At 64.7% G+C, this 14,553-nt stretch carries 14 protein-coding genes and 1 tRNA gene; 6 read left to right on the top strand and 9 right to left on the bottom strand.

Translation table 11 applies throughout. The features are described from left to right. Positions 1–372: 372 nt before the first annotated feature. Positions 373–1,632 (top strand): tyrosine-type recombinase/integrase, encoded by a 1,260-nt coding sequence (locus J2X58_RS09835; RefSeq protein WP_310047851.1) that lies wholly within the window; start codon positions 373–375, stop codon positions 1,630–1,632. A 33-nt stretch (positions 1,633–1,665) separates the two neighbouring features. Here the strand turns inward: J2X58_RS09835 and J2X58_RS09830 are convergent, their stop codons facing one another. Next, positions 1,666–2,757 (bottom strand): UvrD-helicase domain-containing protein, encoded by a 1,092-nt coding sequence (locus tag J2X58_RS09830; protein ID WP_345784561.1) that lies wholly within the window; start codon positions 2,755–2,757, stop codon positions 1,666–1,668. Positions 2,758–3,049: 292 nt separating this feature from the next. After that, positions 3,050–4,765, bottom strand: coding sequence for an AAA family ATPase (locus J2X58_RS09825; protein ID WP_310047849.1), 1,716 nt, complete (start codon positions 4,763–4,765; stop codon positions 3,050–3,052). 701 nt (positions 4,766–5,466) lie between these two features. Between J2X58_RS09825 and J2X58_RS09820 the strand changes: the two genes are divergently transcribed. Both J2X58_RS09820 and J2X58_RS09815 read left to right on the top strand, forming a co-directional pair. Further along, entirely contained in the window at positions 5,467–5,985 is a 519-nt protein-coding gene (locus J2X58_RS09820) for a hypothetical protein (RefSeq protein WP_310047847.1), read from the top strand. Then, positions 5,982–7,037, top strand: coding sequence for a hypothetical protein (locus J2X58_RS09815; RefSeq protein WP_310047846.1), 1,056 nt, complete (start codon positions 5,982–5,984; stop codon positions 7,035–7,037). Before J2X58_RS09820 ends, J2X58_RS09815 begins: the two co-directional genes overlap by 4 nt. Positions 7,038–7,077: 40 nt before the next feature. Here the strand turns inward: J2X58_RS09815 and J2X58_RS09810 are convergent, their stop codons facing one another. The 7 genes from J2X58_RS09810 to ftsY all read right to left on the bottom strand — a co-directional run bounded on the left by J2X58_RS09810 (position 7,078) and on the right by ftsY (position 12,811). Continuing rightward, positions 7,078–8,331 carry a DUF5677 domain-containing protein gene (locus tag J2X58_RS09810; protein WP_310047843.1) on the bottom strand — a complete coding sequence of 418 codons (1,254 nt, stop codon included), beginning with the start codon at positions 8,329–8,331 and terminating at the stop codon, positions 7,078–7,080. Positions 8,332–8,409: 78 nt separating this feature from the next. Next, entirely contained in the window at positions 8,410–9,048 is a 639-nt protein-coding gene (locus J2X58_RS09805; RefSeq protein ID WP_310047842.1) for a hypothetical protein, read from the bottom strand. A 104-nt stretch (positions 9,049–9,152) separates the two neighbouring features. Then, positions 9,153–9,228, bottom strand: a tRNA-Phe gene (locus J2X58_RS09800). A 66-nt stretch (positions 9,229–9,294) separates the two neighbouring features. Beyond that, positions 9,295–9,573, bottom strand: a complete 279-nt coding sequence (locus J2X58_RS09795) for an oxidative damage protection protein (RefSeq protein WP_310047840.1) — start codon at positions 9,571–9,573, stop codon at positions 9,295–9,297. After that, the gene (gene mutY / locus J2X58_RS09790) at positions 9,570–10,616 is read right to left on the bottom strand and encodes an A/G-specific adenine glycosylase (RefSeq protein ID WP_310047838.1); all 1,047 of its coding nucleotides are present in this window, start codon (positions 10,614–10,616) and stop codon (positions 9,570–9,572) included. Before mutY ends, J2X58_RS09795 begins: the two co-directional genes overlap by 4 nt. Beyond that, complete coding sequence (locus tag J2X58_RS09785; protein WP_310047837.1) at positions 10,613–11,647, bottom strand: AsmA family protein; 1,035 nt, start codon at positions 11,645–11,647, stop codon at positions 10,613–10,615. Before J2X58_RS09785 ends, mutY begins: the two co-directional genes overlap by 4 nt. Before the next feature lie 12 nt (positions 11,648–11,659). Then, the gene (gene ftsY, locus J2X58_RS09780) at positions 11,660–12,811 is read right to left on the bottom strand and encodes a signal recognition particle-docking protein FtsY (RefSeq protein ID WP_090176779.1); all 1,152 of its coding nucleotides are present in this window, start codon (positions 12,809–12,811) and stop codon (positions 11,660–11,662) included. Between the two features lie 64 nt (positions 12,812–12,875). Between ftsY and rsmD the strand changes: the two genes are divergently transcribed. Genes rsmD through J2X58_RS09765 form a run of 3 tightly spaced genes read left to right on the top strand, consistent with a single transcriptional unit; the run spans position 12,876 to position 14,500 of the window. After that, entirely contained in the window at positions 12,876–13,448 is a 573-nt protein-coding gene (rsmD, locus tag J2X58_RS09775; protein WP_310047836.1) for a 16S rRNA (guanine(966)-N(2))-methyltransferase RsmD, read from the top strand. 27 nt (positions 13,449–13,475) lie between these two features. After that, on the top strand, positions 13,476–13,979 hold the full coding sequence (gene coaD, locus J2X58_RS09770) for a pantetheine-phosphate adenylyltransferase (RefSeq protein ID WP_090052050.1): 504 nt from the start codon (positions 13,476–13,478) through the stop codon (positions 13,977–13,979). Between the two features lie 17 nt (positions 13,980–13,996). Continuing rightward, entirely contained in the window at positions 13,997–14,500 is a 504-nt protein-coding gene (locus tag J2X58_RS09765; RefSeq protein WP_090052052.1) for a hypothetical protein, read from the top strand. The last annotated feature ends 53 nt before the right edge of the window (positions 14,501–14,553 follow it).

Raw genomic sequence — 14,553 nt, 5'->3', positions numbered from 1 at the left:
TACCCTCGATTTTGGCTACACAGCGGCTACACAATCCTGCGAACGTCTGCCCCACGGACCGCCTGCGGTCAACGATGGAGAGCTGGGCGTGGCGGTCGAACTCAAGCTGACGCAAAAGCTATTGGATGGGCTTTCGTTCGAGCGGCCCATCATTGGAGTCACCCGCTCGGGTCAGCCCATCCATGACCAGGCGCCGACGGGCCGCGAATGGCGGTTGCGCGACAGCGAGCTGCCGGGCCTCCAAGTGCGGGTGACGGCGGGCACTGTCGGTTGGTATGTGGACCTGCGGATGGGTGGCAAAGCAGGACGCCTTCGCAGCATCGGAACCCACCCGGAGCTGACGGTGGCCGAAGCGAGGGCCCGAAGTCGCAAATGGCTGGCGCTCATGGCGAGGGGCGTGACCCGCTGGTGGAGAAGAAGGCCCATCAGCAGAACGCGCTGCACGCGCGGACTCGCGACCGACTCACTCTGGCGGTCGCCTATCGGGATTTTCAGCTCGCCACGGCCGGGACGGTGAAGCCATCCACCGTGACCGACCGCAAGAAGGTCGAGAAGTGGATGGTGGGCTGCCCCTTGTGGGCCGTGCCTATCGTGGACATCGATCGGGCGTTGGTGGTGGCCAGCCTTGATCCCTTGCGGGCCCACCTCGTGGAGGGCAAGCCCCGACCGACGTGGGGTCCCAAATCGCGGTCGGCCGGGACGCTGCACAAGCTCTACACCTACTTGCAAGGCGCGTATCAATGGGCTGCCATTGAACTGAAGCTGCCAGTGCTGGAGTCCCCGTTCGCCCAATGGCGCACGATGACTCGGTGGCCCCAGCCCCAGCGGCGGACGAGCTATCTGCGCACCCAAAAGCCCGAGGGTGTGGCGTGGTTGAAGGCGCTCGTCGAATTACAGCAACGGGCGCACGACCCCGAGCTTCTGACCAACCGGCCGGACCCAAGGGCGGCTGGACTGAAGCCGCACACCTCTGTGCTGGTCGACTTCTTCGTGCTGGTGCTGCTGTGGGGCACCAGGCGCACGGAGACCGCTCGGCTGCGATGGTCCGAGGTTCGCTTTGATGACCAAGTGGTGTTTCTGGCCCCCGAAACGACCAAGAGTGGAAAGGTTGCGGCCGTCCCGCTCGGACCATGGGCCTCCGAGATCCTTCAGGCTCGCAAGACGGCCAACGAGCGCTGGCGGCCCGACGCCCCGAATGACTGGGTGTTTCCCTCTCGCCAGCACGGCAAGCATATCGCCGAACCGCGCAACATCCTCGAGACGCTTCAGGCTGAAACGGGTCTCTGGATCACCGCCCACGATCTGCGCCGCACGATGGCCACTGAGATTGGCATGGAGGCCCAGATGAAAGACCTGACCAAGCTCCTGGTCGCGGGTGCAGCGTTGCACCACGCTCAGGGCAAGACGGGCGGCGCCGTCGCCGGGGCTACCGAAGGTTATTTGATGGACAAGGCCGGGGCGCTCCGGCCCCTGTTCGTGGAGCGCGAACAGCGGTTGCGCCGGCTTGTGGGGTTGCCGGTCGACGAGCCAGAAGCATCGACTGTCATGGGGAGCACCGCGGACCTCCTTCGGCAGGCGTTGGAGGATCCGGAGTTTCAGCGGGCCTACCTGATGGAGCTGGCTAGGCGCTGAGCATATGTCCGACGCAGAGCCGCAGCGCGTGATTTAGAGCTGCGGCACCGGAAAGCGAAGGACCGGTTCGCTCGACGCGATGGTGAGGGAGTAGCGCGCCCGCGATATGGCCACATAGAAAAGCTTCGCCTGGGCCGTTCTTTCCCTGACGAAGTGAGCCGCATCAGGCACCAGCACATTGTCGAACTCAAGACCCTTCAGCAGCAGCGGCGTAGATAAAGTGCGAGCAATGGCCGGGCGTCCGCTGTGGCTCAGGCGTTGGCGCATCGCTTCGGCCGCCAACGTGAGCTGCTCATGCCGACCCGCATCCACCTCTTCGAGCGCCCGCCGCGCATCATTCAAGAGGTCGCTACGAAAAGTTCTGGATTGCGGGTGTTCTCGCTCGCGACGCAGCACCGCCACGGCGTCTCTTGGTGATCCTGAGGCAGCGAGGGCTTGCCAAGCTTGATCGAGATTGGCCTGGAACGCCGGATCGAGCCCTTCTTCTGGGGTGTGGTCACTGCGCACGATGCCATCATTCATCATGGAAGCCAAAGCGTTCCGTCGTTCAAGGGGCGTCGTCGCTCGGTCCCATGCTTGTGCGAATTCAGTCAGTCGAGCGGCGGCGATTTCTTCTAACGACTGAAACGCACCACGCGTCGCCTGCGCCAAGCGGTTGCAAATCCCCCGATGGCAGTGAATGGCGGCCACCGAACCATCGCGGGCGTCCATCCCATCAAAAAATAGTCCCATGTCGAAGGCGTTCGCAACGGGCAAGTAAGTGATCGGACCATCGCGCAAATCAATGGGGTCGCCTGCCATGAGCTTGGCTCTGGTCTGCGCTATCCAATGTCCCAATTCCGGATTGGCGTCCTTCCATCGGTGAGGCTCTTTGAGTTCCGCTGCCTCGGTGAAGAACGGAAGCACCGCGTCTGACCACCGGATGGATTCTGGGACGAACTCGAAAATGCCTTGCATGGGATCGCCAAACACAACCGTCGGGACGATGCCAGATAGGTTCGCAGCAATCGTATGCTGGAGACCGTCGCAATCTTGGTATTCGTCCACGAAGACCCGGTCGTACGAGGCTTGGATGACTCGTTGCACGATGGGGCTGGTGAGGACGCGGGCTGCGGCTTGATTCACGGCCGACCACTGGCCTCGTGGGGGTGGAATGCTCGCACGCGGCACTAACGATCGACCCGGGAACGCATAGGCGTAACGGTTGGCCCACGAAGCAATTGTGTCGACCACAACAGTGCCGACCGGAACGGATAGTCTCTTTAGTCTCGCTTTAAGGGCGTGGACCCCGGCATGGGTATGCGTGAGCACCAGCGTCCGTCTGCCTAATCCAGCAGCTCGCGCGATCAGCTCCGTCTTACCGTGACCGGCTGGCGCGACGATGGACCTTCGCGTCAGTCCGAGAACTTCGGCTGGCTCAGTCATAAAGCCATGCCTCGATGTTGCGCAGGGTAATGGCGAGGGGTGACAGTGGAGCCCGGTCAGCCAAAGTGTCCAGCAGCGGTGCCAGTGTGCGGGCACGCGCCAGATCTTTGAACCAATTGTTCTGAAGGGCGACGCCAGCGATCGCTCGCCTGTAGTTCGCCCCGTGGACGTTCACATCAGGCCATTGTTCAAAGGTTTGGGCGACATCGATGGCTCCCAGGGTCTGTCGGAGCTGAGCAATGATGGTATGAGCGTTAAAGTGGCCTCTAATCCAATTCAGCAGATTTGTAACGATGTCGTCAGGAGCAGCAGAGAATGTCGCGGTTTCGGTATTCAGACCATGACCATACTGAATCACACTCACATTGAATCGCTGCAATTCCGCCCCCCAGTGCCCGCCGACGGGTTGATCAGAATCTCGGTAAAGGGCTGTAGGAAAACCAAGCGCGGCTAGGGCGCACGCCAGTGGCGGAGCTGCCGCACCTCCGCCGTCGATAATCGCCGCACCACGATGCTCTATCGGAATGCCGTGATGGCGAGCCACGAAGAGTTCCCGCAAGCCGAGCATCAATCCCAGCTCGGTCTTCCCCTCACACACTAAAATCTTGCGGCCAAACAGTGCGCGTGGAGAATGCTTCAAGATGCGAGCGAGATCGCCGGCCCCTGTGGCGTGGCGGATATCGGTCACCCCAGCAGCCCATCGACGCACAACGAAAAGTGATGCCGGATTCAATTCACTTAAGGCCACATCCGAATGCGTGGTCATCATCACTTGACCCTGCGGAAGCCCCTGGGCTGCGGCCTGCTCCTGACCTCGCCTCAGTTGCGACATGGCCGCCAAGATGCGATGTGGTTCTAGGCCTTGCTCCAGCTCATCGACCAAGACAATGGCGCCTTCGGCGACCGCGGTCCGTTGTACGGCAAGGGTAGCTAGTCGCCGGGTTCCGAGGCCGGCTAGACGCAACGGCACGGCGCCGTCGTGGAGCGCGATTGCTCCTGCATTGAAGCCTCCGCGGCCCAGTTCCAGATCAGGCGCGTAACCAGCGGTGACGTAAGCGCCTAAGGCTCGGGCTTCGCGTTCGGCAACCCCTGCCACTTCTGACAGGGCTGGGATGGCTCCAAGACTCGCACTTTGTCGTGCAGCTCGATATGCCCCAGCAAGTCGTTGTGCGGCCCCATCGTCGGCCCCAGTCATTCTCGCCAGCACGGAACCCTGGGCCCAGGTCAAGTGTCGCGACTCCTCGCCGGCCAATCGGACTAGGCCAAACAATGCGCGATCGCGGTTCGACAGGATGCGTGGAGATTGCGCCCGATCACATACCAGTGTCCAGATGGGCTCCATGGTGGCGTCGACGACGAGCTTGACGGTAAGGGCAGGCTGGTCATCATCAGCGGGCTCGTCGTGCAGCGTTCCGTCGGCGGCAACCCCTCGCAGATATAGCCCGAAGCGCTCGTCTGAGAGCATGACTTTGGGCAGTTCACCCACGGTCACTTCGACCGAGACTTCCTGAGCGGTGTCGGCGTGATGAAAGTCGGCCTCGGTGAAGGTGATCCAGCGAGGCGAAAGCGTGGCCTCAATCGCATCCAGAACAGTGGTTTTAGAGCTGTCCCCTGGACCAATTAGGCAGCAGATCGATTGCCCGCGTGTATTCCAGTCCAGTTCTTGGATGCCCCGAAAATGGCGCACGGCGATTCGTATAACGCGCAAGACTGTTTCTCCTTTCAGTCCTCACCACTGAGGCGGCGTTGGGATTATGCGCTATCACCGGGCCTCCGCCAGGCCTTGGACTGCTTGCAACGAGCGTCGACCGCCCACTGAGCTTGTTCCCAGTGACTCGCGAAAGCTCAGGGCCAAGTTTCTCTCGAGGGGCGTCGCGCTGGCACCGATCGAGTACATGGCCGCCCTTGGCGACGGTCGGCGTCGTAAGACACTGTCATTGCTTCTCGCGTTTCTGGCCAGAGATTCGACCCATCCGTCATATCCATCCGGGCGTCGGCCAAGCCAGCACCATTTCGCGAGGGCCATCGCTGGGGTGCCAGCGCCCAAGTCCATCGACCAACCCGAATACGCGCTTGTGCTGGACCTCATTCGGCAGGTTCGGATTGAGGCTGATTTGTCCCAGCAAGCGTTGGCGGAGCGTTTGGATCGCCCCCAGACCTACGCGTCCGACTGCAAGCTAGGTGCCCGGCGCATGGATGTGTTGCAGCTGCATCAGTGGTGCATGGCGTGCGACACGACGCTCACGGTGCTCGCGGAACGCTTGGAGAAGGCGCTTAAGCGGGGTGTGCGCGCCAAAGTGGAAAAGCCACCCCAACGAGTGGCCCGAAAACGGGCTGAGTGAAGCGGGGCCCGGCCGCTACCATAGGGGTATGGGCGCGCGTCGCGCCGTGAGGTCAGGGTGCAACGGGATGACGACCATGCCTGCTGTCTTGCTCAACCGAGTCTGGCATGCGACCTCGGCCGACCGGTGGGCGGCCATCAGGCAATCCGGGGCGATTCTTCCGGACCCGCCTATCCCGGATTCCGCCCGATGGCACACCAGTGCGGGCGCTCCCGGCTTCCCGTTCGTGCGCAGCCTGGGCGCCGTCAGTCTGTTCGATCTTCGGGTCTTTGAAGCCACCAGCTACGACGCTCGCTACCCTGCCTCTCGGTGGCGCAACTTCATCCCTCCGAACGACGACGGCCGCTACGGCGTCTGGCTGGCCATCGATTGGGTCGCGTTGGGCCCTCAGTTCATCTCTGCTTCCGCGCTCTTGGAGCGCTGGTCTGCCGAGGGAGAGCAGCGCCGGCCCATCATGCCCATGCTCGAGGCCGCCCATCTTGGGCCGCTAGGAATCGAGCACATCTGCGCGGTGTGGCAGTGCCAGGCTGGGCCGGATAACCAGCCCATTTGGCATCAGGTGCCCCCATGCGAGGACAGGTCATGAAACAAATGCTGGGAAAAAGAATTCACGAGCGCCAAGTGGCAGCGCCCCTGGGGCCCATCATTGCCACGCTCCACGAGCGTCTCTTGGCTTCAGCGGTCGCTCCAGAGTTTGCCGAGGAGACGCGGCGTGCGCGGTCGGGGACACGGTGGGAGCGAGCCACGGCGACGATCAAGCTCATCGACCTGTTGCGCATGGCACGCAAGCTGAGCGCAGCGGCGCGCGTCTTTGGTGTCGCCCAGCAATGCTATGCCGTTGCGGAGGAGGTTGAAGACGAAGAGCTATCAGGCATCGCCACCGCCATGCATGCCATCGAACAGCGGGAGAAACTTGGCGAGGATGAATACTGGCCATTGGGCCAAGGTCCCGTCGACTACCAGCGCCTGGTGAAGGCCTATGACGCGTGCCAAGACCGGATCTTTGTGCGAACGTTTACTGACTTGGGTGCGCCGGACCTCGGCCGCATGTTCGAGGCGGACCACGCGCGGTTTGAGCGATTGTCTGAGCGCGGACGACGGGAGTTTTTCCATCGTGATGACACCTTCGAAGTTGTGGCCGATTGTTTGGCCCACTACCTCGGGGAAGCAGAGCGGGCGGCCAGGGCGCAAGCGTTTACCGCGGCCGTCGCGATGATGGGGGCGGCCATTGAAAGCTTGTTGCTGCTGCGTTGCCTGATGAGCCCTGACATTGCGCGTCGACATGTATCAGGTAAAACGCGTCGGTCCGACATCCTGGCTCGGCACCTGACCGATTTGAACGACGCGTGCGATAAAGCCGGGTGGCTGCGTGCTATCGATACGCCATACACCACAATCCTGCCGAGCCAGCTGGTGGCGCTGGTGCGCGATTGGCGCAATGTGCTGCACCCGGGGCGTCAAGCGCGAGACTCGCCCTGGGTCTTGATGGACCAAGAAGAATACGACTTGGCCCATGCCGTGTTTGTTGCTACGCGCGCCTTGCTGCTTTCGCCGCGCGAGGAAAAGCGTCTACGCGCAGCTTCTAGCGTCTTCGATGCACCAGACGAACGAGCGTGTGCCGATGAGGGTGACAGCTAAAGACATCACCGCCGATTCGATAGCTCAAATCAGTGGCCTTCTAGCGGTCATCACCGTCCTCGATGCGATTAAGCGCGTCTTCGTCGCGCCGTAATTGATCGCATGCTTTCAATGCAGCTTTGATCGTGCGATCGCGGAGCCGTTGCGCGATTTTCGTCACCATAATGCAGTCGAAGGTCAGCTCATTGTGGGTGAAAAACGCGATGGCCAAGGTCAGGCTCTCGGCCACCCTTGCACCGGGCAGTTCCAGTCCGGCATTGCTGGCGCCGATGAGCAGACCATCCCGTCCCATCAGGCCAAGGCGCCAGTCAAACGATCGAGCGGTAGGGTGTACGTTGTAGCTGGCAAATTTGTACTCTTCGGCCAACGCAGCCCGACCGGCCGCTGCGGCGAGATCTGCAAATCCCAGCGCATTCGTGCTCCCATCTGCCTTGGGCACCAAGCCATTGCCCCAGCCGTAAGGTTTTTTGAACGACGGGCCGTACAGGGCAATGGCTGCGTTGTAGGCATCAAGCAACTCAGCAGATTCGGCTGGACCCAAGGGCTTCGCAGCCGCATCGAGCGGATTTTGCGGAACATGCCGACTGGCGTTTTGCTCTTGCCAGGCGTCAACGGCTTGATGGGCTAAATAGCGTTCGGCAAGGGGTAATCCGAATTCGTTCATCAAGACCAGCAAAACGCTGGCCTCGTGGAGCGTGCGCCATCGCGCCAGCGCACCATCCGCGTAACCTTGGTCCAGGAGGGTGACGCATTCGGAGGCCACTTGAAGAATCCGTGCAAACAGGTGCGCACAGACATGAGTGAGGGCGGTTGGCTCGGCGTTAGCGGCCTCGGTGACCGCCTGACCATGTTCCCGTCCCACGGTGAGCAGCATGCTCAACCCGTCAAACATTTCGATCCAACGGTTCGAGAGGTTGCGCACAAACCGACGCCGATCCTTCGTTTGATGCCGTCGTTCTTGGGGCCACCGACGCCACAAGTCGTCGTAAAGGGGCTCGGCGCCCGCCTCCGCGGCATCTTGGATGATCTCGGGCAGGCCTTCGATCACCCGATTCATTTGCACTTCCATAGCGGCCATTTCGGCGTCGCTGAAGGTGAGGTCAACGGTGCGGTCTGGGCCTTCATCTTCGAAATGAAGAGGACCTGGCGTGTCCGATCGCACGTGCGCCAGAAGCGCATCGCGCAAGTCGGGACGCTCGCCCAATCCAACAGCTCGAAGTTTATGGTCAACCGCATTGGCCAAGATGCGGTGTATCGCTTCGTCGAGCAGTGAGTGCATGGTTTCTTCAAGCATGCGGGGCCGTCCTTGCTTCTATAACCTTCAAAGTAGTGGATTGTGCTGCCGCGCCGCGCTCAATTACATGTAATAGAGCTACAAGGGTGGTTGATTGGGAGGTAAGAGGCGTTCATCACCGCCAGGCGGAAAAGCGCGGCCGCTGAAGGTCTGGTCGATGCCTTCCGCAGACTGCTCTGCTTTTTCGTGGAGGAGCGCGCGACTGAACTGGTCGGCAAATGCCTCTAGGCTCAACCACATCGATGCGTTCTCGTCGGTCACGTCGAGCGTCAGGGCGCTGAGGAAGTCGATGGGCCGTCCGTAAGGGGCCTTCACCACGAACGGCCATTCATCCGCAGCCTGGGCGAGCGCGACGAAGCGGCCAAAGGTGTCAGTCGGCAGTTTCTTGCGTCGGCCGCCGCGCAAGATGGGCTCGTCGAACCCCAGTGCTTCCTCGGCCACTCGCTTGCGTTGCTCGGTAGGGGAGGAGGGCGCTTGGTCGATGGTGTGCTTGAGCCACTCGCGCAACGGCCCGACGGCGTAGCGCACCATGCGATCGCCCAATTGCACATACGGAGGCGGAGCGCCCCGTGAGCGCCGCTCTTCCAGCCAGCGGGGAGTGCACTCGAGTAGCAAACAGACCTGGGCTTGCGTGAGCAATTTGCTCGCAGGCAAGGTCTCGATCGCCATCAACAGAGGATCTTCGAGAAACGCAGCAGCCGATGAAGTCGGGGTCATGCACGCATGCTAGCGCGTCGCAACATGCGCGCGCACGCGTGGCTACGCGGCGGCTACACAAAAGAAAAAGCCCGCCTTGAGGGCGGGCTAAGTCACTGAATAAATGGTGGCTCGGGACGGAATCGAACCGCCGACACGGGGATTTTCAATCCCCTGCTCTACCAACTGAGCTACCGAGCCACGAGTGCCTGCAACGAGCGTTGCGGCGTGTGGAGCCGCGTATTAAATCGGGTGTGGGCGTCGGCGTCAAGCGTCTCGTTCGGGCGGGACGTATCCGGCCGGCTGGACGACGTCGCCGCCGAAGAAGTACTTCTCCATTTCGCCGCTCAGGAACGTGCGGGTCTTCGGGTCGAGCGGGGAGAGGCGCATCTCGTTGATGAGCATGGTCTGGTGGCTGAGCCACTGGGCCCAGGCTTCCTTCGAGACGTTCTCGTAGATGCGCTTGCCGAGGTCGCCGGGCCAGGGGGCGAAATCGAGGCCTTCGGCGTCGCGGCCGAGTTTCACGCAATGGACCGTGCGCGTCATGGGGTGATCTCCGGAAGATGGTCGAGCAAGGTGCGGACGGGCGCCGGGAGGCCGAGCGAGGCGATGTCGTCGCGGTCGCACCAGCGGCGGTCGTCGCGTCCGGCCACGGCGGCGAGCGGGGCCGCATGGTCGAACAGGATGGGCGATACGTCCAGCCGGTAGTGGCTGAACACGTGGGTGAAGGCCGGGAGGGGGTTCGCGTCGCCGACCGTGGCGAAGCCCGCCGCCACCTGCGGAGCGGCTTCCGCGTCCGCGGCTTCGGGCAGGCTCCACAGGCCGGACCAGACGCCCTGGGGTCCGCGCTTTTCGAGCAGGACGCGTCCGCTGCGATCGCGCAGCAGGAGCATCGCGAGCGCGCGCGTCGGCACCTTCTTGCCCGGCTTCGCGGTGGGCAGCACGGCGGTCAGGCCGTCGCGATGCGCGACGCACGTCGCCGCCTGCGGACAGAGCGGGCAGAGCGGCTTGCCGCGCACGCAGACGGTGGCACCGAGGTCCATGATCGCCTGCGTGTAGTCGGCGGTGCGCTCGGGCGGCGTGTGTTCGTCCGCGTGCTTCCAGAGCTGTTTCTCGATGGCGCTTTCGCCGGGAAAGCCGACGATGCCGTGATAGCGCGCGAGCACGCGCTTGACGTTGCCGTCGAGGATCGGGAAACGCAGTCCGTATGCCTGCGCCAGGATCGCGCCGGCCGTCGAGCGGCCGATACCCGGCAGCGCCATCAGTGCGTCGAGGTCGCGCGGCAGTTCGCCGCCGTGGCGCTCGACGCACAACTGCGCCGCCCGATGCAGGAAGCGTGCGCGGCGGTAATAGCCGAGGCCCGACCACAGCGCGAGCACCGTGTCTTCGTCGGCGCTCGCGAGCGAGGCCAGCGTCGGCAGCCTATCGACGAATCGCTGGAAGTAGCCGATCACGGTGACCACCTGCGTCTGCTGCAGCATGATCTCCGACAGCCACACGCGATAGGCGTCGCGCGGATGCTGCCACGGAAGATCCTTGCGCCCGTGGTGGTCGTACCAGCGCAGGAGTTCGCGCGCGAAGGGCTTCATGGCGTGGCGGTGGTGCCGGCCGGCACGGGCACGTTGGGTGTGGCGCGGATGCGCAGGCCCGTCGCCTGCACGCCGCCGACGTCGAGCGTCTTCGCTTCGACGGTACCGAGCAACGGCGGGAGCGTCGGCCGACCGCCGGCACGGATGCCGCCCCACCATTCGCCGAGCGCGAGCGGAGGAATGCGCAGGTCCGTGTGGTCGTTTTCACCGTCGAGCTTCAGCGCGATGTAGAGCGGGTCGCGCTGGTTGGCCGGTGTCACGTTGAGCACGATGTCGTAGGGCGCACCCGCTTCGCGCGTGACACGTCCGGCGAGCGATGCGCCGACATCGGCCGCTCCGCGCCAGGTCGCCTCTCCGTGCAGCGTCGCGTCGAAGTGCGATGCGCTGGCGACGTTGACCTTGGCATCGCCGAGCGTCAGCACGCCGCGGCTCAGCGTCGGCGTGGTTTCGAGGTCCAGCGAGTACGGCGTGGTATCGGCCGTATGCGCGGCGAAGGCCAGGGTGAATGGCCGGCCGTTCGCGAGGCGCCCGGCGTCGATGTCGACATCGGACAGCAGCAGCTGGTTACCGCGCGTGAGCGTGCCGCGCGATACGCGGAAGCCGGCGTCGATCGTCGGCAGGATGGCGCCGGCGGTCGACGGGCGCGGGGGCAGGGTGTCCAGGTAATCCGAAATGGCGTCGACATCGATGCGGGCGCCCTCGATCTCCAGACGGGAAATGCGGGCGTCGCCGCCGAGCAGCGTATGCCACGGCAGGACCAGCTTGCCGCGCGACGCGACGATGAGCGGCGCGCCAGCGCCATTCGCGCGCACGATCATGCCCTCGAGTTCCAGCGCGGGCTTCGGCCAGAGCGTGGGGCTGGCCGGGCTGGCCAGCGTCAGCTCGAGGCCGGCGGCACGCGCGCGTGACTGCAGCATCGCCGTGAAGCGGTCCGGCTGCAGCACGACATAGGTGGCGATGAAGGCGGCGAGCACCAGCGCGAGCACGAGGCCGCCCGCGGCGATCAGGCCGATCCGCAGCCGCCTGTTCATCGGCACGCCGGGTCAGCCGCCAAGCGTGGCCGGGAGCAGGCCGTCGACGAAGGCTTCCGCGTCGAAGACGCGCAGGTCGGTGGCGGTTTCGCCAAGGCCGACGTAGCGGATGGGCAGGCCGAACTCGCGCGCCAGCGCGAACATGACGCCGCCCTTCGCGGTGCCGTCGAGCTTGGTGACGACGAGGCCGGTCACGCCCGCCGTGTCGCGGAACTGACGCAGCTGGCTGATCGCGTTCTGGCCGGTGGTGCCGTCGATGACCATCAGCACCTCGTGCGGCGCGCTGGCGTCGAGTTTTTTCATCACCCGGCCGATCTTGCCCAGTTCGTCCATGAGGCCGCCCTGCGTGTGCAGGCGGCCGGCGGTGTCCGCGATCAGCACCTGCGCGCCGCGCGAGCGCGCCGCTTGCAGGGCGTCGAAGATCACGCTGGCCGAATCGGCGTCCTGGCCCTGCGAGACCACGGGCACCTTGTTGCGCTCGCCCCAGGTCTTCAGCTGCTCGACGGCGGCGGCGCGGAACGTGTCGCCGGCGGCGAGCATCACGCTGCGGCCCTCGTCGGAGTAGCGCCGGGCGAGCTTGCCGATGGTCGTGGTCTTGCCGACGCCGTTGATGCCCACCGTAAGGATCACGAAAGGCGAGGGCGAACTGACGTCGAGCGGGCGCTCGACGGGCTTGAGCAAGGCCACGAGGGCCTCGCGCAGGGCCTTCAGCAGCGCGCCCGCATCGGCGAACTCGCGCTTGTGCATGCGCTTGCGCAGGTCCTCGACGAGGCGCGTGCTGGCATCGACGCCGACGTCGGCCGTGATCAGCGCGGTTTCCAGTTCGTCGAGCAGGTCGTCGTCGAGCTTCGGATGACGGACGAACAGCGACGTGAGGCTCTTCGCGAACCCGCTGCCGGAGAGACGCTCGCGCCAGCTGCGCTTGACCGGCTGTTCCGGTGCGGCGACGGCCTCGCGGGCCGCGTCCACGACGGCGGATTCCTCGGCCTCGGCCTCGACCTCGGGCGCCTGCGGCTCCGGCGCGGCGGTCTCGATCAGCGATTCGGCGATGGCCGGGCCGGGTTCGGCGGAGGCCGGGTCGGCGGATCGATCGACGAGCGCCTCGGGCGCCGGCGATTCGGTCGGCGTGGGTTCCGCGGGCTTCTTCTTCCAGAACTTGAGCATTGCGCGAGGGATTCAAAGACAATGGGCGAATGCTATCACCCCCGCCCTCACTGGCCGCTGAGCGATGAGCGCTCCCGGCCGCATCCGCGTCATCGGCGGATCCCTTCGCAACTCGCGGATCGAGGTGCCCGATCTGCCGGGTCTGCGGCCCACGACGGATCGCGTCCGCGAAACCCTGTTCAACTGGCTGCTGCCCGTGGTGGAAGGGGCGCGTTGCCTCGATCTGTTCGCCGGCACGGGGGCGCTCGGCATCGAGGCGCTGTCGCGCGGCGCGGCCGGCGTCACGTTCGTGGAGCGCGAGCCGCGCCTCGTGGCGGCGCTGAAGGCCAACCTCGTCCGCCTGAAGGCGACGGGCGGCGAGGTCGCCGGCGACGATGCGGCCCGCTGGCTGCGCGGCGCCGCGCAGCCGTTCGACCTCGTCTTCCTCGATCCCCCGTTCGCGCTCGATCTGTGGGCCGATACGGCCCGGGCGCTGGAGGATGGCGGCTGGCTGTCGCCGCGCGCGTGGATCTACGTCGAAGCCCCGCGCGGCGCGGCCTTCGCCCTGCCCGACACCTGGCTGCCACACCGGCAGGGAACGGCAGGGGAGGTGGCCTACACCCTCTATCGCCGCACACCGGCCGATCCGTTAAGCTAGCCCGCGTTTTCCCTGACCCGTCCCTTCATGACCCTCTCGCCGGCCAATCCGCGACTTGCCGTCTACCCCGGCACGTTCGATCCCATCACGAACGGGCACGCCGACCTCGTGTCGCGCGCGGCGCCGCTGTTCGACCGGATCGTGGTCGCGGTGGCCGAGAGCCGCAGCAAGGGTCCGGGCTTCAGCCTCGGCGAGCGCATCGCGCTGGCGAGGCTGGCGCTGGCCGACCTGCCGAACGTGGAAGTGCGCGGTTTCGACTGCCTGCTCGCCGACTTCGTCACGGAGATCGGCGCGGGCGTGATCCTTCGCGGCCTGCGCGCCGTGTCGGATTTCGAATACGAATTCCAGCTCGCCAGCATGAACCGTCACCTGATCCCCCAGGCCGAGACGCTGTTCCTGACCCCGGCCGAGCAATACAGCTTCATCTCCTCCTCGCTCGTGCGTGAAATCGGTCGCCTGGGTGGCGATATCTCCGGCTTCGTGCATCCGGCGGTGCAGCAGGCCATGCGTCAGCGTTGGCGCAACTCTTGAAAACAAAGGTGATCATCATGCGTAAGTTCGTCCTCGCCGCGTCCGTGGCCCTGACCGCCGCCCTGGCCCTCACGGCCTGCAACAAGTCGGAAGACGCCGATCAGGCTGCCACGCAGCAGGAAGCCGCCGTCGCGAAGCCGACCAACCCGACCGACACGAAGGCCTGGAGCCAGTACTTCGGCCAGATCGTGCGCAAGAACATGCAGGGCATGACGGCCGACCGTCCGTTCCCGTATTTCGTGCCGGCCGGCGACGACCAGGCCGGTCAGGACGGCCGCGCCCGTCAGCTCGAGAACGTGCAGGGCACCGTCGCCCGCGGCGTCACCCCGGGCAACATGCTCGTGTTCGGTGGCCCGGAGTCGGCCAAGACGGCCGATCTGATCGTCGAGGCGTTCAAGGGCGCCAACGCCGGCTCGTTCAAGAACGTGATCGTGCTGTTCATCGGCGACCAGGCCGACCAGCAGCGCGTGGCCGACGCGCTGGCACCGAGCGGCGCGACGTTCCGTTTCGTCGCGATGTAATCGGGCCGGATTCACGGCCGCGAAGGAGGGCGCCGCTTGCGGCGCCCTTTTTC

Source organism: Luteibacter sp. 3190 (assembly GCF_031456385.1).
In the GTDB taxonomy this organism is placed as follows: Bacteria; Pseudomonadota; Gammaproteobacteria; order Xanthomonadales; family Rhodanobacteraceae; genus Luteibacter.
This window is presented reverse-complemented; position numbering and strand designations above follow the sequence as displayed.